We start from the raw sequence: 20,851 nt of genomic DNA, 5'->3' as shown, positions 1-20,851 counted from the left end.
CGGCAAGCAGATTCAGCCCCATACTCTCGGTTTTTGCATCGCAGATATTCAGAAGAGGCCCTGTCTTGTCGAATGTTGAACCCCACTTGCACGCGCTGACGTTGAATCACATCTATGACGGTTTCAAACAGCTGATCCCAATCTCTCTTTTCGTCGTCGTGTTCGGCGTTGCTTTCGGCCTGGCGGCTGCGCAAACGGGCTTGAGTGATACGTCAGCCGTGCTCATGAGCACGTTGGTTTTTGCCGGCGCTTCTCAATTTGCCGCACTGGATCTATGGGGACAGCAAGTGCCGGTCGTTCCGCTGATGATCACCGTCTTCGCTATCAACGCCCGGCACTTGTTGATGGGCGCGACGCTGTACCCGTGGCTGCGAGAGCTGCCCGTTGCCAAACGCTACGGTGTCATGCTGGTTGTTTCTGACGCCAACTGGGCCATGGCGATGCAGGCGCTCAGTCGTGGCAAGCCGGGGCTCGGGCTTTTATTCGGCGGCGGCATCGCGCTCTGGGTCGCGTGGATCCTGGGCAGTTGGCTGGGACTTCATTTCGGCAGCGCCATTGAGAACCCGGTCAGTTTCGGGCTCGATATGGTGATGGGCTGTTTCTTGTTGGCGATGGTCGTGGGCGGGAAGAAAAACCTGCGCATGTTCATTATCTGGACCGTGGCGGCCTGCTCATCGCTGTTGGCTTACTGGTACTTGCCGGCGAACAGTCATGTCGTGGTCGGCGCTTTGGCGGGGGGCATTCTGGGCGCGCTGTGGATGGAGAAAACACAATGAGCATTGAAACGGCGGGTTACGGCACGCTGATTGTCATATTGATAATGGCCGCGGTGACATTGGCGACTCGGTGGGGCGGTGTTTTCGTGATGTCGTTCGTGCCGATCAACTATCGGGTGCAACAATTCATCACGGCCATGTCCGGTTCGGTGTTGGTGGCGGTGTTGGCGCCGCTGGCGGTTAAAGGTGATAACGGCGCACGCCTGGCTTTGCTGACCACGGCAATCGTCATGCTGATACTGAAAAAACCGTTGCCGGCAATTGCGGCCGGCATACTTGCAGCGGCTTTAGCCAGGCAGTTCTGAACGGTCGAGTCGCCCGCGAACAAGCGAGCGACGAAACCCCCTCAACACCCAGGTCAAAAACTCAGCGCCGCCGCTTCCCCAAACGAGTGATCCTGTACACCCGTCATAAAGTGCAGCGACATCTCTTGTGGCGCCTCGATGGGTGGAATTTCAAAACTCCCCACCACCTGCCCCTGAAGCGCACTCAGCCGTATCGACTCTTCTTCCTTTAACTTTGCCATTCTCGCGTGATTCGCTGCGATTTCGTTGAGAGTTGACACGGTACATCTCCGTTTGCTGACCAAGCATTGATTAATTTGCCGCCGCGTCAGAATTACGTCGTTCTTGGCTGCTGAGACAGGCCCGTGCAAGCCCTGAGCCAGACGTGGCCGCCTGTTGGCCCCGCCACTGGACAGGTGACGAATGGCGGGGCAGACGTGCATTGACGCCAGCAACGTTGCAACCATGCCTCAACAATAAGTCACTGATAATACAAACCGCTCCCCGGCAGGGTCAGTCGGTCTCGGCGCTGTAGATGCTTGACCGGTGTGTCGAATACCTGTGCACCACAACCACCCCGGCTCCGATCAGGCTGGTGGCAACCGCCAGCAGCAGAATCACCTGCTGCGTTCCAATAGGCGCGGCCAACACCGCGACCAGTAGGCCAGCGAGCGGTTGCGACAGGTTGTTGAGCAACGTGATGACGCCGACGGTCTTGCCGAAGTCCTGGGGCGGAATGACTTGCTGGCGGAGGGTGCGGAAGTAGACGTTGAACATTTTGTCGAAACCGACAATCAGCAAGAAACCGACGACGTAGCCCCCTGTGTTCGGGCTGAGTGCAGTGATGAAGGCGCCGACGGCAATCAGCGTGTAGGAGAGGGCGCCCAGCAGTTTCAAGGGCAGGGTCAGTCGGGCGAGGAGGAACAGAATGAGGATGGTGGTCACGGCGCCGGCTGCCTGTAAGCCTGCGTAGTCATCCTTGCCGGCACCGTAATGGCCGATGACCATGGCCGCTGAGGTGGCGAGGGTGACGCCGATGATCAGGTTGACGCCCACTGCCAGGCTGATGATCTTTTTCAGTTCTGCCAGGTTGCGGATGTGGCCGAAGGCAATGCGCAGCGGGTTCAGCCAGAGGTCATGATGCTGCTCGAAGGTTTCCAGGGTGACTGAACTGACGCGTTGCCAATACAGCATTGCCAGGTCTGCCAGCAGGAACAGCCCGGCAATCGCTAGCACCACCCAGTGCCACGCCCACACCTCAAGCAGCAGCGCAGCGATCAGCGGGCCCAGCACCAAGCCGGTCTGGTCGGCGATTTGCGAGTAGGACAGGGTCTTGGTGTAGGTGTAGTGCTTGAAGATGTACGGCATCACCACTTCGCGGGCCATGATGCCCTGGGTGGTCAGCACGCCGCACAGGGCCGAGAGTGCGACGATCCAATAGATCCCGCCGAAGACGCCATGGAGCACGACCGCCACCGCGCAGGCGACGGCGCGATAGACCTGGCTGATGTGCAGGATGCGAATCGGCGAGAACTTGTCGCACAGCGCGCCGCAGATCGGGAACGACAGGTAGCGTGGCAAGGACTCGACGAAGAACGCCAGGCCTGCCCAGGAGACGCTGTTGGTGGTCTGGAAAACAATCAGCGGGACGATGAACAGCAAAATCTGGTCGGCCAACCGGGAGAGGAACATCGAGACGAAAAAAGCCAGGTAATCCTTGCGCATGAAACTCCTTGATGGCGGTGTTCAGGTGTATCCGGTCCAGGCAAGCGGCGCGCAGTGTGATATGGAACTAATATCACCGTTAGTCTCTATACCTTTACAGGGGACATCCCTTTTTTGAGAGAACTGTCATGTTCAAATCGCGCTCGTTGATTGCTGCAGTGACGTGTTTCGCCCTGGCGGCTGGCCCAGGCATTGTTGTCGCGGACCCGGGCAACGGCAAGGGGAATGCTCAATTCGATCAAGGTCCTGGCCACGGGCAGGGAGGCAAAGGCGGGCAAGGCAACAAGGGCGGTCAAGGCAATCCCGGCAACAAGGGCAACCAGGGCGGCAAAGGCAACCAAGGTGGCGGCGGCGGCGATTGGCATAACGGCCCGAGCCTCGACCGCAGCGGCATCCTGGGTGTGATTGGCGGCTATCGCGATTACTGGAGCCCCGGCCCGGCGTTGCCGCCAGGCATCCAGAAAAACCTGGCCCGAGGCAAGCCGTTGCCCCCCGGCATCGCCAAGAAGCTTGATGGCCGGCTGCTGGGGCGGTTGCCGCACTATGACGGTTATGAATGGCAGCAGGTCGGCACGGACCTGATCCTGGTGGCGATCGCCACTGGCATCATCTATGAAGTGCTCAATGGCGCGTTCGACTGACCCGGTGTTCCAACTCAATGGCAACCTCTTCGCAGTGGTGCCAGTCAGTGGAACGAACCTCTTGTGGGAGCGAGCTTGCTCGCGATGGCGTCGTTTCAGTCACTTCATCATTGGCTGAACTGACGCTATCGCGAGCAAGCTCCCACAGTTTCGCGGGTATTCACCACTAACCCCTTGTGGGACAGGGTTTCGTATCAGCTTTCAAGTTGCCGCAGCCGTTTGTACAAGGTATTGCGGCTGACGCCCAGCCGTCGCGCCAGGTGTGAAATGTTCCCGCCCACTGCCTGCAACTGACGGTTCAGGTCCTCGGCATCGTTCAGGTCCACCGTCAGCGGCTCAGGCGTTTCCACCGGTTCCATTTCAAGGTCGACAAAGAAGTCGTCGGGCAGGTGTTCCGGGCGGATCGGCTGTTCCTCGGCCATTGCCAGGGCCACTTGCAGCACGCTGCTGACCTGTCGCAGGTTGCCCGGCCATGGATGGCGTTCGAACAGGTCCAGTACCTCGCGGCTCAGGCCGGCCCATTGGGTCGGTTCGCGGTGGTGTTCCCAGAGGCGTTTGAACAGGGCCTGTTTGTCGCTGCGTTCGCGCAGCGGTGGCAGCTCCAGGGTCAGGCCGCCGATGCGGTAGTACAAGTCTTCGCGAAACCGCCCCAGTTGCACCTGTTCACGCAGCGAGCGGTTGGTGGCGGAAATGATGCGGATATCCACCGGGAACAGCTCGGCGCTGCCCACCGGTTGCACGCAACGTTCCTGCAAGACCCGCAGCAGCCGGGCCTGGGTTGGCAGGGGCATGTCGCCGATCTCGTCGAGGAACAACGTACCCCGGTCGGCCTTGCGGATCAGGCCGATGCTGCCTTTCTGGTTGGCGCCGGTGAAGGCGCCTTTTTCGTAGCCGAACAGTTCCGACTCCACCAACTCGGCGGGGATCGCTGCGCAGTTGACGGCAATGAACGGCTGCTTGCAGCGTGAACTGGCCTGGTGCAGTGCTTTGACGAAGACTTCCTTGCCGACACCGGTCTCGCCGTGGATCAGCAGCGGAATGTCCTTCTCCAGCAAGCGCTCGGCCTGGCGCACGGCTTTCTCCACGCGGCTGTCACCGAAGTGCAGGGTGTTGAGGCTGATGGCGTTGCTGGCGGGGGCCGGCGCAGGTGCTGTTTCGGTGAACACGCGAGCCTTGATCGACACCTGGCTCGGGCGCCGGAGCAAGCACTGGAACCGGTTGCTACCGGATGCTTGCAGGGCGAACGGCAGGCCGTCGGGCTGGTTCAGCAGTTCCAGCAGCGAGACCTTGAACAGGCTTTCGATGCTGACCCGCGACAGGCTCAGGCCCAGCAGGTTGTCGGCCCGACGGTTGGCGGACAGGACCTGGCCGCTCTCATCGAAAATCAGCAGTCCGGCCCATTGGCTGTCAAGGTTGTTCAGGCCGGTGTTGAAGGTCAGTTGGAAGTGTTCACCGCGAAACAGGTTGAGGATCAGCCGGTTCTCCACGGTCTGGCTCATCATCTTGACCATGCCCAGGGTGTGGGAGGGCGGCAGGTAGCTGTCGCTGGAGACGTCCAGCACGGCGATGACCTTGCGCTCGGCATCGAAGATCGGCGCGGCGGAGCCGGTCATGAAGCGATTGGCCTTGAGGAAGTGTTCATCGTGTTCGATGTGCACCGCCTGTTCGCAGGCCAGCGCGGTGCCGATGGCGTTGGTGCCGGTGCAGCGCTCCATCCAGCTCGCCCCGGCGCTGAAGCCATGGGCCAGTTTCGGTTCGATGAAGCGCTGGGTGCCCCAGGAGGTCAGCACTTGGCCCTGGTTGTCGGCCAGCATGATCAGGCAGTTGGAGTTGCTCAGGATGTTTTCGTAGTACGGCAAGACTTCCTGGTGAGTGGTCTGCACCAGCGAATGCTGGCTCTCCAGCAACTGGGCGATGCCTTGGGCGGGCAACTGGTCGAAGGCCGGCACGCTTTGATGGTTCAGGCCGAAGGCGCGGCAACGGGACCAGGAGGCCTGGATGATGGCCTCGTGGGACAAGGCTGGAGCAGGTGCGGCCATGGGGCACTCTCGCAGGAGCTGTTTTTATTGTTGTGGCAAGTCTCGCACAGACGCCTTGTGCTGGGGCAGGCCTGAATACCACTTCATACACAAACCCTTGTGGGAGCGAGCAAGCTCCCACAAGGGCATGGCCAGGCTAGCCGAAAACGTTCTTTCAGTGTTGTTCAAAATTGTTCATTGTCAACCCGCACGTTGTTCAATTGTTCATTTCTGATTGTTCACTTGTGTTCATCAACGAACGTCTTTTTCCAGTGGATAAATGGAAATTTCTTTCAGATCAATGGTTTGTAATTTCTGGCACGGCTTTCGCTTTCTAACTCGGGTCGCTTGACTCCAATAATAAAAAGGCCGAGCCATGTCATTAAAGCTTGAGCACATCTGTCGCACCGTCGAAGGCCAGACCTGGATCGACGATGCCAATCTGAGTTTCGAACCCGGATCCTTCAACGTCCTGTTGGGCCGTACGCTGTCCGGCAAGACCAGTCTCATGCGCCTGATGGCCGGTCTGGACAAACCCGACAGCGGCCGCATCCTGATGAACGGCGTCGACGTCACCAACCGCCCGGTGCGGCTGCGCAATGTGTCGATGGTTTACCAGCAGTTCATCAACTACCCGACCATGACTGTTTTCGAAAACATCGCCTCGCCGTTGCGCCAGGCCGGTGTGTCCAACGAGGTGATCCAGAGCAAGGTGCTGGAAACCGCCAGGATGCTACGCATCGAGAAATTCCTGCAGCGCCATCCGCTGGAATTGTCCGGCGGCCAGCAGCAGCGCACGGCCATGGCCCGGGCCTTGGTCAAGGACGCCGAACTGATCCTGTTCGACGAGCCACTGGTGAACCTGGACTACAAGCTGCGTGAAGAGCTGCGCCAGGAAATGCGCGAGCTGTTCCAGGCTCGCCATACCATCGCTGTCTACGCGACCACCGAGCCCAACGAGGCGTTGGCCCTGGGGGGCACCACCACGATCCTGCATGAGGGCCGGGTGATCCAGAGCGGCAAATCGTCCTCTGTGTATCACCAGCCGCAAACCGTGCTGGCCGCCGAATTGTTCTCCGAACCACCGATCAACCTCATGCCGGGTCGTATCGCCGGCAACGAAGTCAGCTTCGCCAATTTCGTGCACTTTCCGTTGAACGTCGACCTGCGCCCGGTGGGCGAGGGTGAGTTCCGTTTCGGCGTGCGCCCCAGCCATATTTCCCTGGTGCCGAGCAATGACGACGACCTCGAAATGGCGGTGACCGTCGAGGTGGCCGAGATCAGTGGCTCGGAGACCTTCCTGCACGTGCGCAATGAACATTTCCTGCTGGTGCTGCACTTGCCAGGGGTGCATGAGTACGACGTGGATGCGCCGATCCGCATCTACATCCCGACCCATAAACTGTTTGTCTTCGACGCCCAGGGCAAGTTGGTCCAAGCCCCAGGGCAGCGTATCGCGAGGGTTGCCTGATGGCCGAAATTCGTTTGCAGAACCTCGCCCACAGCTACACCAGCACTCCGGCGGGCCCCGAGGACTACGCGATCCGCGAGATGAACCACATCTGGGAGCAGGGCGGCGCCTATGCGCTGCTCGGACCTTCGGGCTGCGGCAAGTCCACGTTGCTCAACATCATTTCCGGATTGCTCAGCCCTTCCGAAGGGCAGGTGATGTTCGACAGCAAGATCGTCAACGAGCTGACCCCGGAGCGGCGCAACATCGCCCAGGTGTTCCAGTTCCCGGTGGTGTACGACACCATGACCGTGTTCGACAACCTGGCGTTCCCGCTGCGTAACCAGGGCATGGCCGAGGCCAGGATCCACACCAAGGTCCAGGAAATCGCCGAGGTCCTGGACCTGCAGAGCCTGCTGGACAAAAAGGCCCGCAACCTCACCGCCGATGAGAAGCAGAAAGTCTCCATGGGCCGCGGGCTGGTGCGTGACGATGTGTCGGCGATCCTGTTCGACGAGCCACTGACCGTGATCGACCCGCACCTGAAATGGAAACTGCGGCGCAAGCTCAAGCAGATTCATGAGCAGTTCAACATCACCATGGTCTACGTCACCCACGACCAGTTGGAAGCCTCGACGTTCGCCGACAAGATCGCGGTGATGTACGGCGGCCAGATCGTGCAGTTCGGCACGCCCCGGGATTTGTTCGAGCGCCCGAGCCACACCTTTGTCGGCTACTTCATCGGCAGCCCGGGGATGAACCTGATCGAGGTCACGGCACAGCCCGGTGGCGTCGGCTTCGCCTCGACGCACTTGCCGCTGTCGGAAACCTTGCAAAGCCGGGTCGCCGAAGCCGAAGGCAAAAGCCTGAAGGTCGGTATCCGCCCCGAGTTCGTGCATGTCTGGGATGGCCCTTACGACGACGCGATGCGGGCTGACGTGGTCCACGTCGAAGACCTGGGCACCTACAAGATCCTGACCCTCAACCTCGATGGCGTACCGCTGAAAGTACGGCTGGCCGAAGACAAGCCCGTGCCTGAAGGTACGGCGTACATCAGTTTTCCGGGCCAATGGCTGATGGTCTATGCCGATGAGTATTTGCTGGAACCGTTGAGCGAGGTGCAGCCATGAACAAGGTGCAGAACAACAAGGCGTGGTGGCTGGTATTGCCGGTGTTCCTACTGGTGGCCTTCAGTGCCGTGATCCCGATGATGACGGTGGTCAACTATTCGGTGCAGGACATCTTCGACCAGTCCAGCCGCTACTTCGTCGGGGCCGACTGGTACAAGCAGGTGCTGCTCGATCCGCGGCTGCATGACTCGCTGCTGCGCCAGTTCATCTACTCGGCGTGCGTGCTGCTGATTGAAATCCCCCTGGGCATCGCCATCGCCCTGACCATGCCGACCAAGGGCAAATGGTCGTCCCTGGTATTGATCATCCTCGCGATCCCACTGCTGATCCCGTGGAACGTGGTGGGCACCATCTGGCAGATTTTCGGTCGCGCCGACATCGGTTTGCTGGGCTCGACCCTCAACGGCCTGGGCATCAACTACAACTATGCGGCCAACACCATGGACGCCTGGGTCACCGTGCTGGTGATGGATGTCTGGCACTGGACTTCGCTGGTGGCGCTGCTGTGCTACTCGGGTCTGCGGGCGATTCCCGACGTTTACTACCAGGCCGCGCGGATCGACCGGGCCTCCAGCTGGGCGGTGTTCCGGCACATCCAGTTGCCGAAGATGAAGAGCGTGTTGCTGATCGCCGTGATGCTGCGTTTCATGGACAGTTTCATGATCTACACCGAGCCGTTCGTACTCACCGGCGGCGGGCCGGGCAATGCCACCACGTTCCTCAGCCAGACCCTGACGCAGATGGCTATCGGCCAATTCGACCTGGGCCCGGCGGCGGCGTTTTCCCTGGTGTACTTCCTGATCATTCTGTTGGTGTCCTGGCTGTTCTACACCGCCATGACGCACTCCGACGCCAACCGTTGAGGCCCGCACGATGAGCAAGAGAAAGCTGATACCCCTGCTGATCTACATCCTGTTCCTGCTGGTGCCCATCTACTGGCTGCTGAACATGTCGTTCAAGAGCAACACCGAAATCCTCGGCAGCCTGACCCTGTGGCCCCAGGATTTCACGTTCCACAACTACAAGGTGATCTTCACTGACCCGAGCTGGTACACCGGTTACCTCAACTCGCTGTACTACGTGAGCCTGAACACGGTGATTTCCCTGTGCGTCGCGTTGCCGGCGGCCTATGCGTTTTCCCGTTACCGATTCCTGGGTGACAAGCACCTGTTCTTCTGGCTGCTGACTAACCGCATGGCTCCTCCGGCGGTGTTCCTGTTGCCGTTCTTCCAGCTGTATTCGTCCATCGGGTTGTTCGATACCCACATCGCCGTGGCCCTGGCCCACTGCCTGTTCAACGTGCCATTGGCGGTGTGGATCCTCGAAGGGTTCATGTCCGGGGTGCCGAAAGAAATTGACGAGACCGCCTACATTGACGGCTACAGTTTCCCCAAGTTCTTCACCAAGATATTCATTCCGTTGATCGGCTCCGGCATCGGGGTCACGGCATTCTTCTGCTTCATGTTTTCCTGGGTCGAGCTGTTGCTGGCTCGGACGTTGACCTCGGTGAATGCCAAGCCGATCGCGGCGGTCATGACCCGTACGGTGTCGGCGTCCGGTATCGACTGGGGCGTGCTGGCGGCGGCGGGGGTGTTGACCATCCTGCCGGGCATGCTGGTGATCTGGTTCGTTCGCAACCACGTGGCCAAGGGCTTCGCCCTGGGCCGGGTCTGAGGAGTCGATGATGGAATGGATGAACTGGACCGCGCCCACGGCGGTATTTTTCGGGGTTATCGCCTTATTTCTGGCAGGCATGACCACTTGGGAGTTGCGTTCGCCGAGCATCCCTCGGCGTGGTTTCCTGCCGATTACCACGACCCGTGGCGATCGGTTGTTTATCGGTCTTCTCGGTAGCGCCTACCTGCACCTGCTGGTAATCGGCGCCACCGACTGGAGCATCTGGATAGCGTTCGCGCTGTCTTGGGTGTGGCTGTTGGCAGTGATGCGGTGGGGCTAGTCGCGAAGGTTCGCCGATCAGGCTCTTAAACCCAAACAGGAGGTCTCTATGTTCAATAAAAACAATAAGCTGCGACATAGCGTTTCATTGGCAGCCATGCTGGCACTCAGCGGGCTGAGTGCTGCGGCCTGGGCCGACGCCTATGAAGACGCCGCTAAAAAATGGATCGGCAGTGAATTCAAGCCGTCTACCTTGACAGCCGAGCAGCAGCTTGAAGAACTCAAATGGTTCATCAAGGCATCCGAGCCGTTTCGCGGTATGAAGATCAACGTGGTGTCGGAAACCCTCACCACTCACGAATACGAGTCCAAGGTACTGGCCAAGGCCTTCACCGAAATCACTGGGATCCAGTTGACCCACGACCTGCTGCAAGAAGGCGACGTCGTGGAAAAGATGCAGACGGTGATGCAGTCGGACAAGAACATCTATGACGGCTGGGTCAACGATTCGGACCTGATTGGTACGCACTTTCGCTACGGCAAGACCGAATCGATCACCGACCTGATGGCCAACGAAGGCAAGGCTTACACTTCGCCAACCCTGGACATCAAGGACTTCATCGGCATTTCCTTCACCACTGCGCCGGACGGCAAGATCTATCAGCTGCCCGACCAGCAATTCGCCAACTTGTACTGGTTCCGTGCCGACTGGTTCGAGCGCCCGGAGCTGAAGGCCAAGTTCAAGGAAAAATACGGCTACGAGCTGGGTGTACCGGTGAACTGGTCGGCCTATGAAGACATCGCAAAGTTCTTCTCCGAAGACGTCAAGGAAATCGACGGCAAGCGTATCTACGGTCACATGGACTATGGCAAGAAAGACCCCTCCCTGGGCTGGCGCTTCACCGATGCCTGGTTCTCCATGGCTGGCGGCGGCGACAAGGGCCTGCCCAACGGTCTGCCGGTGGACGAGTGGGGTATTCGCGTCGAAGACTGCCATCCGGTCGGCTCCAGTGTCACCCGTGGCGGTGATACCAACGGCCCTGCAGCGGTGTTCGCCACCACCAAGTACGTGGACTGGCTGAAGAAGTACGCGCCGCCGGAAGCGGCAGGCATGACCTTCTCCGAGTCTGGTCCGGTACCGTCCCAAGGCAACATCGCCCAGCAGATTTTCTGGTACACCGCGTTTACCGCCGACATGACCAAGCCGGGCCTGCCGGTGGTGAACGCCGATGGCACGCCGAAATGGCGCATGGCGCCTTCGCCGCGTGGTCCGTATTGGGAGCAGGGCATGAAGCTGGGGTATCAGGACGTGGGGTCTTGGACATTCATGAAGTCCACGCCGGAGAAACAGAAACTCGCGGCCTGGCTCTATGCGCAGTTCGTGACGTCCAAGACCGTGTCGCTGAAGAAGACCATCGTTGGCCTGACGCCGATTCGTGAGTCGGACATCAACTCCCAGGCGATGACCGACCTGGCGCCGAAACTCGGTGGCCTGGTGGAGTTCTACCGCAGCCCGGCCCGCGTGCAATGGACCCCGACCGGGACCAACGTGCCGGACTATCCACGCCTGGCTCAGCTGTGGTGGAGCCACATCGCCGAAGCCGCCAGTGGCGAGAAGACCCCGCAGCAGGCCCTCGATGGCTTGGCCAAGGACCAGGATGCGATCATGACGCGCCTGGAACGCTCCAAGGCCCAAGCCACCTGCGCCCCGAAAATGAACCCCGAGCGCGACGCGCAATACTGGTTCGACCAACCGGGCGCACCGAAGCCGAAACTGGCGAACGAGAAGCCTAAAGGTGAAACAGTGAGCTACACCGAGCTGTTGAAATCGTGGGAGGCAGCACGCAAGTAAAACCCCAAGCGTGAAAACGAACGGCACCGAAAGGTGCCGTTTTTTTTGCGTGCGCTTGCACCGCTTTCGCGAGCAAGCTCGCTCCCACAATTTTTCCGCGTCGCTCACAGACCTCGCATGCGCCACAAATCCCCTGTGGGAGCGAGCTTGCTCGCGAAGGCGGCGGGTCAGCTTGCCGCGAGGGAGTGATCAACCCGCTTTGGCCGGGCTGGCCAAGGCGTTTCCGGCCACGGGCGATGGTGGGCTTTTCATCAGGGCATTCAATGCCTGCCGGTAGTTTTTGCCCGCCAGGCTCATGCTGTTGTTATGCGTCGCCCCCGGCACCAGCAGCAGGCGCTTGGGCTCCCGGGCGGCGTTGAACAGTTGCTCGCTGAAGCGCGGCGGGACGTAACGATCGGCAGAGCCATGGACCACCAGCAGCGGCATGTTGATCTCGCCGATTTTGTCGATGGAGTCGAATTTCTGCGACAACAGCCAGCGCACCGGCAGGGACGTATTTGCCATCGCGGTGGCGACATCGCCCAGGGAGGTGAACGTGGATTCGATGATCAGGCCGCGGACCTGGGCCGCGCCATTCTTCGCGGCCTCCTGGCCCAACTGCGCAGCGAGGTCCACCGCGACGGCACCGCCCAGAGAATGACCGTAGATCAGCCGCAGGGCCGGGTCCGGTTGCAGTACCTTGAGGCGTTCCCAAGCGATGCGTGCATCCTCATAGACGCTGGCTTCCGACGGCAGATCCCCATGGCTTTTGCCAAAGCCACGATAATCGATAGCCAGCACCGAATAACCCAGCGCCCTCAGTTGCTGGATACGAAACAACTGGCCGGTCAAATTCCAACGCACACCGTGCAAGTACAGGATCGCCGGTGCGTTCTTGCGTTCGGCCGGCCACCACCAGCCGTGGATATTTTCCCCGGCCTTGAAACTCTTGGGCTTGAGATCGAATTCCTGTACACCGCTCGGCAAACCACTGAACCAGGTCGCCGTGCCCGGCTCGATCCGAAAGACCAGCTCCCGTTCCTTGTGCTGTAACACAGCGCAGCCCACCGGCAGGCCGAGCACTAATGCGCCCATGCACAGCCAGGCCAACCAGCGGCGTTTCAGGCCAGAAAGTAAGAGTGAAGACATCGATGCCATTCGCTAGTCGAAACCGAAGATGCCTTGTAGCAGATTCTCTGAAAACGGCGCAGGGATTTTCGACTGTCATTCGTCTGAAGCGCGCTTTTAGACCCTGGAAAATCCCTCTCCGTGCCTCGCTGGCGCGGGGGGGCTGCGCTGACTGAGCATCTAGTGGGTAGGGAGTGAATCCCCTCCCTACCATCAAGCCTCTATGGCAGAGGGGTCATTACGCCTCCTCAAACTGAACCAGCTCAAATGCCCGTTCAGTGTTGCCATACCCCACCTTCGGCACCCCCGCCAGTCGCTGATTCAGCACCTGGGTCAACGAGCAGCCAGGAGCCAGGTAGGTGTCGCCGAAATCACCATCCAATTGCACTGGATGAACAATCACTTCCAGCAAACCATGGTCCGGTGCCGCGGCGTGCTGCAAGTCGGTTGGCGTGCACACATAGTCGGCCGTCGAGCCGCATAAACGACGCAGGCGGCGGTTGAGCAAAGTCTTGAAGATGCGCTTGGGGAGATTCAGGTTGGCTCCGAGGTTGCGCGCCAGGCGAATGGGTACATCTTGCCGCGCAGCGAAGCGCGCCACCAATGCTCCGATGGGCCAGATGTTATGTACGTGCTGATGGGAGTCGAGGTGGCTTGGGCGCAGTCCGTGGTCCAGGCAGCGTTGCCATTGCGCCTGGAGTTCGTCCTGTATGGCGGCGCGGTCCTTTGAGCCCAGGTGCAGGCAATAGCGGGACAGGCTGAAGTTGAACTGGCCGTCCGCATCGCAAAACGCCGGGCGTGATTGTATGGCCTGGCTCAACGGCTGCCCATGGCTGAGATTGAAATGCAGGCCGATGCGCCCTTTGAGCCGGTGCTGTCGGGCCAATACACAGGCTTGTTCGAAGCCGGGCGTATTGGCCATGAGGGTGGCGGAACTGATCAGCCCTGCTTCGAAGGCTCTAACGATGGTCGCGTTTTCGCTGAAGCACAACCCGAAGTCGTCAGCGTTGATGATCACTTGGCGGGGCATGTGAGTTCTCCTGTTCCTTGGGGATAGAGGATGAATCTGTCGCCGTTTTTTTGGGGGGTGGGTGTTTACGAAGCCAGGGTTTAAGACTTTTCCAGAGTCGCAAGGCGAGCCCGAGGATCAGGCCATCGGGTTGCCAGGAATAAAAACTCCAACGCCAGTGCTCCAGTTGTCCGGTCATGCGTTCGTGCAATTGATGGCTGGAATTATCGAGACTGACCCGTGACGCATCGATCCACCGCCAGTTTTCGTCCAGTCCCCAGCGAATCCACTCTTCGAGCAATACCCGGCCGCTGCCCAGGTCGGCGTGCTGCGGCAGGAACGCCAGGTTGTAATCATACAATCGGCCTTGGTCCAGCAGGCCGAGGCGATAGCTGATGCATTCACCGTTCAGCTCCAACAGCACCACCCGCACCAGGCCCTGGGCGGCGAGGGCGGTGAAGGCATGGGTCATCCATTGCCGGCGCCTGGGGTCGGCGAAGATGCCGACGCCTCCCTCGCCTTTCCAGCTGGCGGCCTCGACGTCGGCCAGGGCTCGCAACAGCTGTCCCATGCTGATGGCGTCCGGCGTCACTCGACGGATTTCGGCACCGCAAGCGGCGATCCGTTTGCGCGCCCGACGCAGCTTGTAGCGTGGATCGCCAGAGACTTCCTGATGATCACTGTCGCTGATCAAGTGCACCGGAACCCTGCAACTGAGCCGCCGCTCCCCGGTGGAGCTCAGTGCCATCCAGGCGCTAAGGACGCTTTGCTCACCAACCGGATCCACCACTTCATTGAGTTGCAACATCGCGTGGGGCACCTGCTGACGGATCTGCATCAGCGCCTGGCCCATGCCTTCGGCATCCAGGCGCACCAGCAGGGCGATGCGGTCGGCCAAGGGGTAACCCAAGTGATGCAACACCCGGAACCGCAGTCCGCCGATACGCTCACGTCCCGAAAGCAGGGGTAGGCATAGCAACAAATCCTGATCCTGCCAGCCCAGTAACACATGCAATTGCTGATCAGGCAACAGGGCAAATTCCGCTGCTTGCAGCCAGGCCAGGGTGTTGAACGGTGTTGCGTCGGCCACCTGGGTTCGCAGCCGTTCATAAGCTGATACAGGAAACTCCGCCGCGCCCAGGGAGCGATACCATTGGAACCGGATGGTCATGGAGGTCAGGCCGCCGCAGTGGATGGAACCGGTTTGGCCGGTTTACGAAAAGAGTCCAGGACCGAGCCGGTGTAAAACGTGTCACGGAAGAACCGCCAGCGGCCGAACAAGCAATGCATATGGGTGATCTGGCCGCGCTCCTGATAGTCCATGCGTAGGTGCAGCTTGACGGCTGGAATGTTGCTCAGCTCGAAGACGTCGACCACTTTGTTGCAACCCTTCTCGGCCATGGCTTTCCACAGATCCAGCTGGAAATCCACCGACAGCTGGGTCCCCCAGTAAGCGCGGTACAGCTCACCACCGAATTCGAAGAACTCACCCGGTTTGACCGGGAACCAGCAGCGAAAGAAATGGCGGTCGAAATAGTCCCGTGTACTGCCCCAGATGAAAGCGACGGTGTCGCCCTTGTCGTCCAGGTACATGAGCCCGGTGTGGCCTTCGGCAGCCAGTTCGCGCATGGTCTCGACGCGGTCGCCAAAGTACGTGGCGAAGGCATCGGCATTTCGGGTGGTAATAATTTCCCGGCGCAACGGCGTATAGGGCCTGAGGTTGTTGGGCCGTATCGGGCTGACCAGATCGCGTTCCATCCACACCAGCTGTTCGTGGAAATACAGGTAGTGTCTGCACAGCTGATTCAGAACGGCGCGCAGACCTTTTTTCCGAATTTGATCACGCAATTTTTGCAGAACGTTCATGGAGCCTCCTGGCGGGGGGCAGGTTGGGGAAAGACCCCATCGCGAGCTTGCTCGCGATGGGAGGTTAAATCGCCATGCACATCAGGCTGGGGCAGCCGATGCACGCGGCGGGGTCGGTTTACGAAAAGCGTCCAGTACCGAGCCGCGGTAGAACGTGTCGCGGAAAAACCGCCAGCGACCGAACAGGCGATACACGTGGGTGATCTTGCCGCGCTCCTGGAAGCCCATGCGCAGGTGCATCTTGATCGCCTGGATGTTTTGCAAATCGCAGACATCGACCATGGTGTTGCAACCGTGGTCTGCCATGACTTTCCACACTTCCAACTGCATGTCCGCGGATATAGTGGTACCCCAGTACTCACGGATCGCCTCGCCACCGAATTGAAAATATTCGCCAGGCTTGATCGGAAAATTGCAGCGATAGAAATGACGGTCGAAATAGTCCCGTGTACTGGCCCAAGCGAAACCCACTGTGTCGCCCTGCGCATCCAGGTACATCAAGCCTATGTAACCTTCGGCCGCCAGCTCGCGCATGGTTTCGACGCGGTCGCCGAAGTGCCGGGCAAAAGCATCGGCATTGCTGACCGTGATGAACTCCAGGCGCATCGGTGGGTAGGGTTTGAGGTTATGCGGGGGAAGTGGGGTCCGCACATCGTGTTCCAGCCACACCAGTCGGGTGTGGAAAAACACGTAGCGCCTGAACAGTTGTTTGAGGACGGCACGCAGGCCTTTTTTCTGAATGCCGTCACGTAATGCTTGCAGAACGCTCATGGTGCCTCCTGACGGGTGGCGGGTTGGGGAAAAGAGAGGGCGGTCCAGCCCAGGGCAAACACGGTTTCTCCTGGCAGGAGAAAACGGATCTGCCCGGCCTCGCAGTTGAACGGGGCGCTGCGGCTCTGGTTGTCGGGGCCGAAATACACCAGCGCTGCTTGCGCCAGGGGGCAGGACGCGGCGTCCAGGCTGACCTGTTGCGGGCGCGTGCTTTTGTTCACGCCCAGCAGGCTGCGCCTCGCGTCGGTGGCCATGGCCAACACGTCGACTTCGAAGGCGTCGTTATCCAGGCGTAGCACCTGGTTGAGCCAATGCTGTTGGATGAACTGCTGGGCCAGACCCACCGGCTTGAGTTCCAAGCGCTGGCCGTCCAGTACTCGCACCATGCCTTTGGGGTATTCAGGTTCGTCGGCGAGCATGAACCAGTTGAGCATGTCCAACCAGCCGTCGGCCGAGGCGTTGATGACCACGGACGTCCACCACAAGGCGGCGTAGTGGGTTTCCTGGTCGTAGGGGCTCAGGCTCGAGCCGCTGGACATGTTGGTCTGGTCCAGCAGCAAGGCCTTGTTCGGCCGGCCCTTGCTGTCCAGGCCCACCAGGTCAGCGGCTAGGCGCACGCTGTTGCGATAGACCCGGGTCGCCAGCAGGTCGCGGATCATCCATTCATGCCAGGCCAGGGCGTCGATCTGGTCACCGTATTTGGCCAGCAAGCGCCGCGCCCAATCGATCCCGCGCCGCTCAGCGGCGTTTTCCGCCAACGGACCATTGGTGAACCGGGAGCTGGCCGGTATGGCTATGCGCACCCCGGCATGGGCGTTGGCGGGGATAGCGCGAACCTGATTGGCCATGCTCTCGAACACCTGCTGGTAGCTGGCGAAATCCGGGTAGTTGAGGTTCGGCTCATCGGCGAAACTGAGGTAGTGGATGCCTTTGCCGCCCAAGGCGCGGGTTGCCTTGAGCCAGGCTTGCAAACCGTTGTTGCTGACGCGGTCGGCCTGCAGGTCGGCCTTGCGCGCGCTACCGGCCAGCAGGGTGATGTCCCGGGTGATGCCGAAGCGGTCCTGGTACAGGCGCCGAAACTGATTTTCATAGTCCGGCCTGTCTGCGGTGATGTCGACCAGGCTGTAGTAGCTGGCGGCCTGGGGCTTGAGGGCTTCGATCACCGGGTAGGCCGATGGCGGAGGCATGACGTAGGGCAGGTAGACCCCCAGTTTCGGGGTTGTTCCCAGGACATCGCCATAGAGTTTCAGGCGCACCTGCCCCGGATCTTGGCGCAGCGGTTGCAGATGCTCTGGGTCCTGGGCGAACAGGTTCGCCGTGCCATCCAGCCAGAATGCCGCCTTGCCGTTGCCCTGCAATTGCAGGCGCCAGGTTTGCTCGACATTGGCGACGGGCAGGGCGATTTGATCGAACTGCCCATAGGCCGGATACGGCTTGAGGTTCAATTGCACCTGTTTGCCATCGGTGACGCGCCGGGCGTGCAGGCTGCGCACGCCGCCATGGAACTTACCCGCCAGCACGGCCTGTTCGCCGGGGGCGACCTTGAAATACAACTCATCGCCGTCGTGGGTTTCGGCGTTGAAATGCACCTTGGCCGGAGCGAACAGCGCCCGGGTATGGGCGTCGTGTTCGACGGTGTAGCGGCGGAAACTGTAGCCGGGAATTTCCAGGCGATAGCTGGCGGCCCCCGGCAGCAAAGGCCACTGCTGCTCGCCACGTTCCTGGGCGGGCTTGATCAGGCGTTCACCCACCAGACGCCCTTGGCCGTTGAGCAGGTACAGGTATTCTGTGTTGGCGTCGGCCTGCCAGGCGGGTACCCAGCGCACGGTCACTTGGTCCGGTTGATCGGTTTGCAGGTACAGGCTGCCGTCGCGAATGCCGGTCCATTGCATGGCCGCGCCATGGGCCAACAAGGCCAGGCTCCAGAGGCACAGGCCGGCGCTCACTTTCCACCCATGCAGCACCGGCGCCATCGCGAGCAGGCTCGCGATGGCGGTTTGGCGGGCAACCATGCTCATGCCGATTTCCCCAGCAGCATCTGACGCATCGGCAGCAAGTCGCTGGGCAGGATGATCAGTGTCTGCCACAGCGCCACGCCGCTGAGGCGGCAGTACATCGCCAGCAGTGCCAGGGTCACGCCCAGGTAGGCGATTGACGACGCGGCGGCGGCTCCGACGATGCCGTAGCGGGGAATCAGGATCAGGTTCAGCGCCAGATTCAGCAGCGCGCCCACGCCCATCAACAGCGACACCGTACCTGGGCGGTCCTTGCCCAGCAGATCCAGACGCAAGATGCTCGCGTAGCAAAGCCCGAACAGGCCTGGCAGCAATGCCAGCAAGGCGGGATACGCCGGCTGGTAGGCGGCGCCGAACAAGGTGACGATCAGCCATTGGCCAATCAGCGCCATGCTCAGGCAAGCGCCGAGCATCACCGTGGCGGTCAGGCGCAGGGCCAGGGGGGTCAGGCGCTGCATGTCACTGTCTTGTTGCAGCAGGCGTTTCATCAGCGGCGTGGTGACGGCTTCCGGCACGATCAGCAGCAATTCGGCGGCGGCGCTGGCCATGGCGTAGTGACCCAGGGCCGTGCTGCCCAGCAGGGCACCGATGAACAGGAAGTCCGAGCGCAGCAGCACTTGCTGGAACAGCAGGTCCGGGTGGCTGCGGGCGCCGTAGCGCAGCAGTTCGTTCTGATGGGTGCGATCCCAGCGCAGGGTCACCACATGATCGCGGCGCAACCACATCCAACCGGCCAGCACCACCAGGCTCAGGCCCGCCAGCCAACTGATCAGCGCCGCTTCCAGGGCCGCATCTTTCCACATCCAGAACAACACCAGGAACAGCACCAGTGGCGCCAGGGATTCCATCAGGCGCAAGGCATTGAAGGCGCCCACGCCACCGGAGGCGTTGTGCAGCGTCAGCAGACCACTCTTGAGCACGGTCAACGGCACGGCCAGCAACAGCAGCCAGGCGAGCAGTCCCAGTTGCGTGGTGATGTCCAGTTCGCCGCCGAACTCGCGCACCAACGCCACCACCAGCAAGGTCAGCAAGCCGGCCAACAGGCAGCCGAAGACCAGCACCTGGCTGAGCAACAACCCCATCGAGCGCTGCTGCGCCGCCTGATAACCCACGGCGGAATTCAGGCCACCGCTGGTGGCGGCGCTGATCAGGTCCGGCAGGGTGCTGAGCAAGGCAAACAACCCGCGTTCGCTGGGCCCGAGAATCCGTGCCAGCAACACGTTGCGCAGCAGGCGCAGGCCGATCATCGCCAGGCGAGTGCCCATGCTCATTGCCAGGTGCTTGAGGTAGTGGGCGCGGCTCATGGGCGTGTCCCTCGGCGAATCCGCCAGGCCAGTAATTCGGGATGATGGGCATTGCGTTGGCTGACGCCGAAGCGCGGCAGATTCAATGGGTCGCCGTCGTGGCGATACAGCCCCGTCTCGGTGCCCAGAGCGAACGCAAAGCCGTGGGCCGCCACGTGCTGGCGTACGCGCTCATCGTTATCCCCGTTGGGGTAGCAATACACCGGCAGCGGTTGAGCGCAGCCGTTTTCCAGGGCGATCCGGCTGCGGGCCAGTTCTTCGTGCAGACGCTGGTCGTTCAGCCCGGTGAGAATTGTGTGGCTGGCGCCATGGGGACCGAAGCGGATCAGCCCCGAGTCTTCCAGCATGCGCACCTGAGACCAGTCCAGGGCCTGGGGTTGTGAACCCGGCGGGCAGGCTTGGGTGAGGTCGCTCAAGACCCGCGGCTCGAGGCTCTTGAGGCTTTGCAAATAGTGCAGCAGCGACAGGCTGCGCCGCTCGACATCCAAGTCGTCGAGCATCACCGGCAACGGGCGGCCGGCGTGTTGCAAGTGCTCGATCAGCGAGTGTCGCGCCACCTGGCCGTGGCTGCCCCACAACGTTTCGCCGATGCTTTCCCACCAGAAGTGCTGGCGACTGCCGATGAAATCGGTGGAGAGGAAAATACTCGCCGGCACCTGGTATTGGCGCAGCAACGGAAAGGCATTCATGGCGTTGTCGCGCCAACCGTCGTCGAAGGTCAGGGCCACTCGCGGACGGTTCGGAACGTTTTCGGGATCGGCCAGCAACAAGGTCATCAGCGGCACGCACTCGAAATGCCGTAGCAGCCAGATCAGCAAATGTTCAAACGCTTCGGGCCCCACGCACAGTTCGTTGCGGTGGGGCAGTTCGGCGGCGCGGTCGTTGTTCAATACACGATGGAGCATCAGGATCACGCCGGCGCCACGCAGGGGGTGGCGGCCCAGGGACGTGTTCAGGTACAGCCAGCCGCCGGTGCGCTTGAAGACTTGTTTGATTGACATGGGCCG

Annotated in this window: 20 protein-coding genes; 9 read left to right on the top strand and 11 right to left on the bottom strand. The window is 60.8% G+C overall.

Annotated features, from left to right (window positions below; all coding sequences use genetic code 11):
• The first annotated feature begins 65 nt into the window (after nucleotides 1-65).
• Both BT116_RS02940 and BT116_RS02935 read left to right on the top strand, forming a co-directional pair.
• Nucleotides 66-776: an AzlC family ABC transporter permease gene (locus tag BT116_RS02940; protein ID WP_072339852.1), complete on the top strand. Its 711-nt coding sequence runs from the start codon at nucleotides 66-68 to the stop codon at nucleotides 774-776.
• Nucleotides 773-1,081 carry an AzlD family protein gene (locus tag BT116_RS02935; RefSeq protein WP_063320341.1) on the top strand — a complete coding sequence of 103 codons (309 nt, stop codon included), beginning with the start codon at nucleotides 773-775 and terminating at the stop codon, nucleotides 1,079-1,081. Before BT116_RS02940 ends, BT116_RS02935 begins: the two co-directional genes overlap by 4 nt.
• A 53-nt stretch (nucleotides 1,082-1,134) precedes the next feature.
• Here BT116_RS02935 and BT116_RS02930 read toward each other — a convergent pair whose 3' ends face one another.
• Together BT116_RS02930 and BT116_RS02925 are read right to left on the bottom strand one after the other, a co-directional pair.
• Complete coding sequence (locus BT116_RS02930) at nucleotides 1,135-1,341, bottom strand: hypothetical protein (protein WP_072339850.1); 207 nt, start codon at nucleotides 1,339-1,341, stop codon at nucleotides 1,135-1,137.
• Between the two features lie 232 nt (nucleotides 1,342-1,573).
• Nucleotides 1,574-2,785: an MFS transporter gene (locus BT116_RS02925; protein WP_072339848.1), complete on the bottom strand. Its 1,212-nt coding sequence runs from the start codon at nucleotides 2,783-2,785 to the stop codon at nucleotides 1,574-1,576.
• A gap of 128 nt (nucleotides 2,786-2,913) precedes the next feature.
• Between BT116_RS02925 and BT116_RS02920 the strand changes: the two genes are divergently transcribed.
• Entirely contained in the window at nucleotides 2,914-3,426 is a 513-nt protein-coding gene (locus BT116_RS02920) for an anti-virulence regulator CigR family protein (RefSeq protein ID WP_063320343.1), read from the top strand.
• A 194-nt stretch (nucleotides 3,427-3,620) separates the two neighbouring features.
• Here the strand turns inward: BT116_RS02920 and BT116_RS02915 are convergent, their stop codons facing one another.
• Complete coding sequence (locus BT116_RS02915) at nucleotides 3,621-5,465, bottom strand: sigma-54-dependent Fis family transcriptional regulator (protein WP_018608201.1); 1,845 nt, start codon at nucleotides 5,463-5,465, stop codon at nucleotides 3,621-3,623.
• 355 nt (nucleotides 5,466-5,820) lie between these two features.
• Between BT116_RS02915 and BT116_RS02910 the strand changes: the two genes are divergently transcribed.
• Genes BT116_RS02910 through BT116_RS02885 form a run of 6 tightly spaced genes read left to right on the top strand, consistent with a single transcriptional unit; the run spans nucleotide 5,821 to nucleotide 11,772 of the window.
• On the top strand, nucleotides 5,821-6,915 hold the full coding sequence (locus BT116_RS02910) for an ABC transporter ATP-binding protein (protein ID WP_072339846.1): 1,095 nt from the start codon (nucleotides 5,821-5,823) through the stop codon (nucleotides 6,913-6,915).
• Entirely contained in the window at nucleotides 6,915-8,024 is a 1,110-nt protein-coding gene (locus tag BT116_RS02905; protein ID WP_072339844.1) for an ABC transporter ATP-binding protein, read from the top strand. The genes BT116_RS02910 and BT116_RS02905 overlap by 1 nt, the downstream gene beginning before the upstream one ends.
• Nucleotides 8,021-8,887: a carbohydrate ABC transporter permease gene (locus BT116_RS02900; protein WP_003179834.1), complete on the top strand. Its 867-nt coding sequence runs from the start codon at nucleotides 8,021-8,023 to the stop codon at nucleotides 8,885-8,887. Before BT116_RS02905 ends, BT116_RS02900 begins: the two co-directional genes overlap by 4 nt.
• Before the next feature lie 10 nt (nucleotides 8,888-8,897).
• Nucleotides 8,898-9,698 carry a carbohydrate ABC transporter permease gene (locus BT116_RS02895; RefSeq protein ID WP_003203759.1) on the top strand — a complete coding sequence of 267 codons (801 nt, stop codon included), beginning with the start codon at nucleotides 8,898-8,900 and terminating at the stop codon, nucleotides 9,696-9,698.
• A 10-nt stretch (nucleotides 9,699-9,708) separates the two neighbouring features.
• Complete coding sequence (locus tag BT116_RS02890) at nucleotides 9,709-9,981, top strand: DUF2160 domain-containing protein (RefSeq protein ID WP_041023708.1); 273 nt, start codon at nucleotides 9,709-9,711, stop codon at nucleotides 9,979-9,981.
• 48 nt (nucleotides 9,982-10,029) lie between these two features.
• Nucleotides 10,030-11,772: an ABC transporter substrate-binding protein gene (locus tag BT116_RS02885; protein WP_072339842.1), complete on the top strand. Its 1,743-nt coding sequence runs from the start codon at nucleotides 10,030-10,032 to the stop codon at nucleotides 11,770-11,772.
• Between the two features lie 189 nt (nucleotides 11,773-11,961).
• On the opposite strand, the gene BT116_RS02880 is transcribed toward BT116_RS02885, so the two are convergent.
• The 8 genes from BT116_RS02880 to BT116_RS02845 all read right to left on the bottom strand — a co-directional run bounded on the left by BT116_RS02880 (nucleotide 11,962) and on the right by BT116_RS02845 (nucleotide 20,845).
• Nucleotides 11,962-12,900 carry an alpha/beta hydrolase gene (locus BT116_RS02880; RefSeq protein WP_072339840.1) on the bottom strand — a complete coding sequence of 313 codons (939 nt, stop codon included), beginning with the start codon at nucleotides 12,898-12,900 and terminating at the stop codon, nucleotides 11,962-11,964.
• Between the two features lie 217 nt (nucleotides 12,901-13,117).
• On the bottom strand, nucleotides 13,118-13,909 hold the full coding sequence (locus tag BT116_RS02875) for a carbohydrate deacetylase (RefSeq protein WP_072339838.1): 792 nt from the start codon (nucleotides 13,907-13,909) through the stop codon (nucleotides 13,118-13,120).
• Nucleotides 13,881-15,059, bottom strand: coding sequence for a GNAT family N-acetyltransferase (locus tag BT116_RS02870; protein ID WP_072339836.1), 1,179 nt, complete (start codon nucleotides 15,057-15,059; stop codon nucleotides 13,881-13,883). The genes BT116_RS02875 and BT116_RS02870 overlap by 29 nt, the downstream gene beginning before the upstream one ends.
• Nucleotides 15,060-15,064: 5 nt before the next feature.
• A complete protein-coding gene (locus BT116_RS02865; RefSeq protein ID WP_072339834.1) occupies nucleotides 15,065-15,754 on the bottom strand; it encodes an N-acetyltransferase in 690 nt (229 codons plus the stop codon).
• A gap of 81 nt (nucleotides 15,755-15,835) precedes the next feature.
• Complete coding sequence (locus BT116_RS02860) at nucleotides 15,836-16,525, bottom strand: GNAT family N-acetyltransferase (protein ID WP_072339832.1); 690 nt, start codon at nucleotides 16,523-16,525, stop codon at nucleotides 15,836-15,838.
• Nucleotides 16,522-18,498: a hypothetical protein gene (locus tag BT116_RS02855; protein ID WP_072339951.1), complete on the bottom strand. Its 1,977-nt coding sequence runs from the start codon at nucleotides 18,496-18,498 to the stop codon at nucleotides 16,522-16,524. The genes BT116_RS02860 and BT116_RS02855 overlap by 4 nt, the downstream gene beginning before the upstream one ends.
• Nucleotides 18,499-18,539: 41 nt before the next feature.
• Nucleotides 18,540-19,844, bottom strand: a complete 1,305-nt coding sequence (locus BT116_RS02850) for a lipopolysaccharide biosynthesis protein (protein WP_072339830.1) — start codon at nucleotides 19,842-19,844, stop codon at nucleotides 18,540-18,542.
• Complete coding sequence (locus BT116_RS02845) at nucleotides 19,841-20,845, bottom strand: polysaccharide deacetylase family protein (RefSeq protein ID WP_072339828.1); 1,005 nt, start codon at nucleotides 20,843-20,845, stop codon at nucleotides 19,841-19,843. The genes BT116_RS02850 and BT116_RS02845 overlap by 4 nt, the downstream gene beginning before the upstream one ends.
• Between the last annotated feature and the right edge of the window lie 6 nt (nucleotides 20,846-20,851).

This window comes from Pseudomonas sp. NFACC16-2 (genome assembly GCF_900119205.1).
GTDB classification, from domain to species: domain Bacteria; phylum Pseudomonadota; class Gammaproteobacteria; order Pseudomonadales; family Pseudomonadaceae; genus Aquipseudomonas; species Aquipseudomonas fluorescens_Q.
This window is presented reverse-complemented; position numbering and strand designations above follow the sequence as displayed.